The sequence below is a fragment of the Rhodococcus sp. A14 genome (assembly GCF_011603105.1).
GTDB lineage: Bacteria > Actinomycetota > Actinomycetes > Mycobacteriales > Mycobacteriaceae > Rhodococcus_F > Rhodococcus_F opacus.
Genome location: NZ_JAAOQS010000198.1, coordinates 1 through 6,836, shown reverse-complemented (window position 1 = coordinate 6,836; position 6,836 = coordinate 1). Strand labels below are relative to the sequence as shown.

The window sequence follows — 6,836 nt, the reverse complement described above, 5'->3', positions numbered from 1 at the left end:
GGGACGGATCGGTGGCACCGGCGAGGCGGACGAGCCACCGGGCGGCGGCGGGGGCGGACTCTCCCTCGTGCCGTCGGGCGGCACGATCGGACTGTCGTCGCCGGATTCGGTGCCCACGGTCGTCGTCACCTTCGAGCTTCCCTGAAGGGTTTGCCGGAGCAGCGGTCGGCCACCGGGCCATATATGCGTGATTCGAAGTCACGGCAAAATGTTTCCGCAAAGTCTTGGCTGAGTCCAGAAAAGTAAGTCATAGTGGGTGGGTGCCGTCGATGCCGGATTACGCAGCGCTGCTGCGCGGGGCTGAGCTTCGCGTGACCCGCCCGCGGGTCGCGGTGTTGGAGGCCGTGCACGCGCGTCCACATGCCGATACGGAGACGATTTTCGGAGCGGTGCGCACCGTTCTGGAAGGGGTGTCCCGGCAGGCCGTGTACGACGTGCTGCACGCAGTGACCGCTGTGGGATTGGTGCGGCGGATTCAGCCGCCCGGCTCCGTTGCTCGGTACGAGTCGCGGGTCGGAGACAATCACCACCACGTCATCTGCCGGTCGTGTGGGGTCATTGCGGACGTCGACTGTGCCGTCGGCGAGGCGCCCTGCCTGACCGCGTCCGACGACAACGGTTTCCTCGTCGAGGAGGCCGAGGTCATCTACTGGGGTCTGTGCCCCGACTGCTCGACATCACAGACTTCTCGATCGAACCCATGACCACAGCCCAGTTTGGTCTCTCCCGGAAGGAATGTTGTGTCCGATAGCTGCCCGGTCGCTCATGAGGGAAACACTCAGAGCACCAGTGAAAGTGAAAATCCCGTAATCCCGTCTCCCACTCCGGCGGCGAACCGCCCGAGGACGAACCGCGACTGGTGGCCGAACCAGCCGGAGCTGTCGGTGCTGCACGCCCACACGTCGAAGTCGAACCCGATGGGCGCGGACTTCGACTACGCGGCGGAGTTCGCCAAGCTCGACGTGGAGGCACTCAAGCGCGACGTCATCGATCTGATGACGACCTCGCAGGACTGGTGGCCCGCCGACTACGGCCACTACGGCGGCCTCTTCATCCGGATGAGCTGGCACGCCGCCGGCACCTACCGCATCGCGGACGGTCGCGGCGGTGGCGGTCAGGGCGCTCAGCGTTTCGCCCCCCTCAACAGCTGGCCCGACAATGCGAGCCTCGACAAGGCTCGCCGGCTGCTCTGGCCGGTGAAGCAGAAGTACGGCAAGCAGATCTCCTGGGCGGACCTCCTCGTCTTCGCCGGAAACTGTGCCCTGGAGTCGATGGGGTTCAAGACCTTCGGGTTCGGATTCGGCCGCGAGGACATCTGGGAGCCCGAGGAGATGTACTGGGGTCCCGAGGACACCTGGCTGGGCGACGAGCGCTACAGCGGCGATCGCGAACTCTCGGGTCCGCTCGGGGCCGTGCAGATGGGTCTCATCTACGTGAACCCGGAGGGACCCAATGGCCAGCCGGATCCGCTGGCGGCCGCCCGCGACATCCGGGAGACGTTCGGCCGCATGGCGATGAACGATGTGGAGACCGCCGCGCTGATCGCAGGCGGCCACACCTTCGGCAAGACCCACGGCGCAGGCGACGCCGACCTGGTCGGTCCGGAACCGGAAGGCGCCCCGATCGAGCAGCAGGGCCTGGGCTGGAAGAGTGCTTACGGCACCGGCGTGGGCAAGGACGCGATCACCAGTGGTCTCGAGGTCGTGTGGACCCCCACACCGACGAAGTGGGACAACAGCTTCCTCGAAGTCCTGTACGGCTACGAGTGGGAGCTGACCAAGAGTCCCGCGGGTGCCTGGCAGTGGACCGCCAAGGACGGCGCAGGCGCGGGCACGATCCCCGACCCGTTCGATTCGTCGGCGGGGCGTGCCCCCACGATGCTGACCACGGACCTCTCCCTGCGCGTCGACCCGGCCTACGAGAAGATCACCCGGCGTTGGCTCGATCACCCGGAGGAGTTCGCCGAGGAGTTCGCCAAGGCGTGGTACAAGCTGCTGCACCGCGACATGGGGCCCGTCACGCGCTACCTCGGCCCGTGGGTTCCGGAGGCGCAGCTGTGGCAGGACCCGGTCCCCGCAGTCGATCACCAGCTGATCGGTGACAGCGAGATCGCCGCGCTCAAGGGCAAGATCCTCGACTCGGGTCTGTCCATCTCCCAGCTCGTGTCGACCGCCTGGGCGTCGGCAGCCACCCACCGCAGCACCGACATGCGCGGCGGCGCCAACGGGGCGCGAATCCGGCTTGCGCCGCAGAAGGATTGGGAGATCAACAACCCCACCGAGCTGGCCACGGTCCTGCAGACCCTCGAACAGATCCAGCAGGACTTCAACTCGTCGCAGTCCGGCGGGGTGAAGGTCTCGCTCGCGGATCTGATCGTGCTGGCCGGCGCCGCGGCGGTCGAGAAGGCGGCGAAGAACGCCGGCCACGACATCACGGTCCCGTTCACGCCGGGTCGTACCGACGCCACACAGGAGCAGACCGATGTGGAGTCGTTCGCCGTACTCGAGCCGAGGGCCGACGGGTTCCGCAACTACCTCCGAGAGGGGGAGAAGTTGCCTGCCGAGGCACTTCTGGTCGACCGGGCCTACATGTTGAACCTGACCGCTCCGGAAATGACGGTTCTCGTCGGCGGCCTGCGTGCACTGAACGCCAACTTCGGTCAAACGAAGCACGGCGTCTTCACCGACCGGCCCGAGGCGTTGACGAACGACTTCTTCGTCAACCTCCTCGACATGGGTACGCAGTGGAAGGGCTCGGCCTCGGCGGAGAACGTCTACGAAGGCACCGACCGTGTCACGGGTGACGCCAAGTGGACCGCCACCGCCGTCGATCTCGTCTTCGGTTCGAACTCGCAACTGCGCGCTCTCGCCGAGGTGTATGCCACCGACGATGCGCAGCAGAAGTTCGTGCAGGACTTCGTATCTGCCTGGAACAAGGTGATGAACCTCGACCGGTTCGACCTCGACTGATCATGGTTGATCGGCCTCGGCCGATCAACCGTCATCTGGCCCGGCACCCGCGAGTTGATCCTCGCCGGGTGTCGGGCCAGATTTGTGGCGTATGTCAGAGGTGTGGGAGCGCCGCGGTGAGAAAGACTGTGCCGGCTGCGATTCCGAAAGCGCCGGTGAGAATGCCCAGCAGTGCTTCCAGAGACTTGGGCTCGCTTCCTTCGACGGCAGGGTGTCGGTTGGCGGCGATGCCGGCAGCGATGGCGCAGACGCCGAGAACGATGCTGAATCCGAACATCCAGAACATCACTATCGACAGTGCTCCCAGCATGACCGAGATGTCGCTCCAGTGTTCGCCCCGCAGGTGCCGTGGTCTGGCGAGCCGGGGGAGTCGTGCCGGGGAGCTGTCGGGATTGCGTCGCGACGATCCGTTGTGGACTTCCAGCAAAGATCGGGTCATCGGCCGAGCCTCGGCGAGTCGATCGGAACGCAGCACAGCAACACACCTCCCGTGATCGTCAAAATGGCCCGCCACCTCGGCGAGCGCATCCACTACTGTGCAGCAGAAATTTAGCACTCGGCGGTCGTGAGTGCCAGTTTTGATGCTGCTCGCCGAAACCTGGACGGTCGCTATCGAATGGTTACTGCGTCGGAAAGCTGGTCGTTCGGACGCGGCGGTGCTAAATTCCGGATGCACAGTGGGCCGCGCCCGCCGCCGTGACGGGCGCGCAGGAGTTCGGGAGGTGCAGTGCTGTGCGTCGAGAAGAAGGCGGATCATCGAATCAGAGTGCGCAACGTCGCGTTACGGAACTGCGCGAGGACGAGCCCATCCGGTGGCCGGATCCCAGTCCGCTCAGCAGTTGGTGGGATCGGGTTGTCTGGGGTGCGCGGGGGTCGACGACATGACGAGCCCGTCGTCCGACGCAGAGTTCAGGTGGTCGACAGCCTCTCGGCGTTTCGCACTGCGGTCTCGAGGTGCCTGTCCGCAGTGCTCAGGTCGAGCCGGGCATCGCTGAGGCTGTCGATCACCTGTTCCTTCGAAGCGCCGTCGGTGGTGCGGTCGAGTGTGTCGAACGCGTCGGTCAACTCCTTGATGCGGTTTTCGAGTGCTTGCAGATCGAACCGCAACCGAGCGGTGCGCTCCACCAGGTCGTCGACGTCCACGGCTGCCCCTTTCATCCCCGGACGCGCTGTCGCATCACCCTACGTCCGTCTACCCGCGAATTCGGGCGTGAAACCCCGCTGCGAGTGGTGGCCTATCGGTACACCAGGCCGCCGTCGATCAGTCCCGCCTGCCCGGTCATGTAGTCGGAATCCGGCCCGGCAAGATACGAGACGTACGCGGCGACGTCCTCGGGTGTCTGCGCGCGTCCGAGGGCGATGCCGCCGACGAACTTCTCGAACGTGGCGCCCTTCGGTGCGCCGGTGAGGGTCGAGAACCGCTCGTCGATGGTGACCCACATGTCGGTGCCGACGACGCCGGGGCAGTAGGCGTTGACGGTGATGCCGTCGGACGCGTACTCCTTCGCCGCGGCCTGGGTGAGTCCGCGGACCGCGAACTTGGTCGACGAATACACGCCGAGCATCGGGAATCCCTCGTGGCCGGCGATCGACGACGCGTTGATGATCTTTCCACCATGCCCCCGTGCTCGAAACTTGGCTGCCCCGACTTGGATTCCCCACAGCACGCCTTCGACGTTCACGGCGAGGATGCGCGAGACCTCCTCCGGTGTGACGTCGGCGATCGGGTTGACCTGGGCGATTCCCGCGTTGTTGACGATGATGTCGAATCCGCCCAGTTCGCGCTCGGTCCGGTCGACGGCGGACTGCACCTGATCGCGGTCCGTCACGTCGGCGACCAGTGAGATCGCCTTCGCGCCCGCGGCCCGGACCTCGTCGGCCACCGCATCGACCCGGTCGCCGTTGACGTCGACGAGCGAGATGTCGGCGCCGTCCGACGCCAATCGCAACGCGATCGCGCGTCCGATGCCCTGGCCCGCGCCGGTGATCAACGCGACTTTGCCCTTGATGCTCATCCCTAGCTCCTGTCCATTGTGACGGTCCTCACAGGAGAGCCAAGCATCACGAGGGCGGGTATTCAAGGGTTGCACTCGGTTGCACTGTGGTCCCGACCGCCGTCGATTGCGTTCGCCCTCAATCGAAATGGTCGGATCCCGGCTCTGGTCGAGCACCCACATCCCCGGTAGGCTCGGCCGGGTGAGTACTACCGGTTCGGTTCGGCACCGCCTTCCCGCCGTCGGCTCGGGCGTCGATCTGCCCCGGCACGCGAGGTTGTTGAGTCAAGTGCACGATGCCGTGCTGTCGGGACGGCAACCGCCCGCGCAGCCGCGCGACGTGGTCGGCCGATCGTGGTCGCGGCTACAAGCGGACGGGGTCAGCCCCGACCGCTGCGAGGACGTGGTGCTCGCCGACTATGCCGAGGTCGAGGCCCGGCGGACGCGAACTGCCCTGCGATCGGTCCTTCCCGAGCTTCGCGACACGTTGACCCAGGTGGCGGAAGACGCGAACTTCATCGTGGTGATCGCGGACGCCGACGGGGTGGTGCTGTGGCGCGAAGGGTCACGCGGCGTGCGAAAGGCCGCCGACGCGCTGGGGTTCATGGAGGGCGCCCGGTGGTCCGAGAGGTCGGTGGGCACGAACTCCATCGGAACAGCGTTGGTGGAAGATGCTCCCGTGCAGCTGTTCTCGGCGGAGCACTACGCACGGTCGCACTGCGGGTGGTCGTGCACCGGGTCTCCGGTGCACGATCCGCGCAGCGGCGAGGTGCTCGGCGTCGTCGACATCAGTGGCTCGGCGATGTCGGTTCATCCGACGACGGTGGCACTGGTGCAGACGGCGGTCCGGTTGGCCGAGGCCACACTGTGGCAGGAACACACGATCACTCTCGGGAAGCTCCGCGGTTATGCGGCACCGGCGCTCGGGGCGACCGCCGGTCCGGCGCTCGTGGTCGACCGGCACGGCTGGGTCGCCGACGCCCGCGGGCTCACCGTTCCCGACCGGGTGTCACCGCCGTGCCCGGGCACGCCACTGCTCGTGCCCGGGTTGGGGCTGTGCATGCCGGAACCGCTCGGTGACGGCTGGCTGGTGCGACGCGGAGGCAGGCCGACGGCCATCGCAGTGGAACTCGACCTCGGTGACACCCCGCGCGCCACGGTGCGAGGCGACACGAGCTGGACCCGAGCGCTCTCACCCCGCCACGCGCAGATCCTGCGACTGTTGACCGAAACAGGTTCCGCTGGAATCGATGCCGCGTCACTGAGTGTGGCGCTGTTCGGTGACCGCGACCACGTGGTGGCCGTTCGCGCGGAGATCTCCCGTCTCCGGAAGAGCCTCGGCCCCGTTCTGTCCACCCATCCGTATCGGTTCGTGGACGGTGTCGACGTGCACGTTGTCGGGTGACGAACCTTCCCGGTGTCTAATTCCTCGCCGATCGCACGGCGACGAACCGGCCCAGGTCGGCGCGCAGTTGCGGGTCGAGGCACTGACCGGCCGGTCCGGCGAGGATCTTGCGGAGCCGGGCCACATAACACGCGGGTGTCATACCGAATTCGACGAGGAGATCACCGGTGGTGCCACCGCCGTACGGCAGCCAGCGACGGGCGAATTCGATGACCTGTGCGTCTTCGATGACGGAATCGTTGATCAAGGGCTGACACTCCTGTCGGGTCGGACGGCTGCGAGGTGAGTGAGGGGGTGCGCGAGTTCGCGGCCGTGGTGGGCCATCGCCTGTGCGTAGAGGCGGCCGGCGCGGTAGGAGGAGCGGACGAGGGGTCCGGCCATGACGCCGGCGAAGCCGATCTCCTCGGCGGTGGTGGAGTGCTCGACGAATTCCTCGGGCTTGACCCACCGTTCGACGGGGTGGTGGCG

The 6,836-nt window shown here is 66.6% G+C and carries 7 protein-coding genes and 1 pseudogene; 3 read left to right on the top strand and 5 right to left on the bottom strand.

Annotated elements, in window-relative coordinates; genetic code table 11:
- The first annotated feature begins 260 nt into the window (after positions 1–260).
- Both G9373_RS44250 and katG read left to right on the top strand, forming a co-directional pair.
- Positions 261–704 carry a Fur family transcriptional regulator gene (locus tag G9373_RS44250; protein WP_005243590.1) on the top strand — a complete coding sequence of 148 codons (444 nt, stop codon included), beginning with the start codon at positions 261–263 and terminating at the stop codon, positions 702–704.
- Positions 705–740: 36 nt separating this feature from the next.
- Entirely contained in the window at positions 741–2,969 is a 2,229-nt protein-coding gene (gene katG / locus G9373_RS44245) for a catalase/peroxidase HPI (RefSeq protein ID WP_054248895.1), read from the top strand.
- 94 nt (positions 2,970–3,063) lie between these two features.
- Here katG and G9373_RS44240 read toward each other — a convergent pair whose 3' ends face one another.
- The 3 genes from G9373_RS44240 to G9373_RS44230 form a co-directional block, all read right to left on the bottom strand.
- Positions 3,064–3,408, bottom strand: a complete 345-nt coding sequence (locus tag G9373_RS44240) for a hypothetical protein (protein WP_120661320.1) — start codon at positions 3,406–3,408, stop codon at positions 3,064–3,066.
- A gap of 470 nt (positions 3,409–3,878) precedes the next feature.
- Positions 3,879–4,112, bottom strand: coding sequence for a hypothetical protein (locus G9373_RS44235; RefSeq protein ID WP_005258415.1), 234 nt, complete (start codon positions 4,110–4,112; stop codon positions 3,879–3,881).
- A 92-nt stretch (positions 4,113–4,204) separates the two neighbouring features.
- Positions 4,205–4,984: an acetoin reductase gene (locus G9373_RS44230; RefSeq protein ID WP_054248894.1), complete on the bottom strand. Its 780-nt coding sequence runs from the start codon at positions 4,982–4,984 to the stop codon at positions 4,205–4,207.
- Positions 4,985–5,252: 268 nt separating this feature from the next.
- Here G9373_RS44230 and G9373_RS44225 point away from each other — a divergent pair, with 268 nt between their 5' ends.
- A complete protein-coding gene (locus G9373_RS44225; protein ID WP_065492922.1) occupies positions 5,253–6,368 on the top strand; it encodes a GAF domain-containing protein in 1,116 nt (371 codons plus the stop codon).
- 16 nt (positions 6,369–6,384) lie between these two features.
- Here the strand turns inward: G9373_RS44225 and G9373_RS44220 are convergent, their stop codons facing one another.
- Positions 6,385–6,615 carry a DUF3263 domain-containing protein gene (locus tag G9373_RS44220; RefSeq protein ID WP_005258409.1) on the bottom strand — a complete coding sequence of 77 codons (231 nt, stop codon included), beginning with the start codon at positions 6,613–6,615 and terminating at the stop codon, positions 6,385–6,387.
- Positions 6,612–6,836 (bottom strand): annotated as a pseudogene (locus G9373_RS44215) (lipoyl synthase); the annotation flags it as partial. The gene G9373_RS44220 and the pseudogene G9373_RS44215, both read right to left, overlap by 4 nt.

Bases quoted from the DNA above. Each gene is read 5' to 3' on its own strand.
- G9373_RS44230 (WP_054248894.1), bottom strand. From the start codon at position 4,984: ATGAGCATCAAGGGCAAAGTCGCGTTGATCACCGGCGCGGGCCAGGGC.
- G9373_RS44240 (WP_120661320.1), bottom strand. From the start codon at position 3,408: ATGACCCGATCTTTGCTGGAAGTCCACAACGGATCGTCGCGACGCAAT.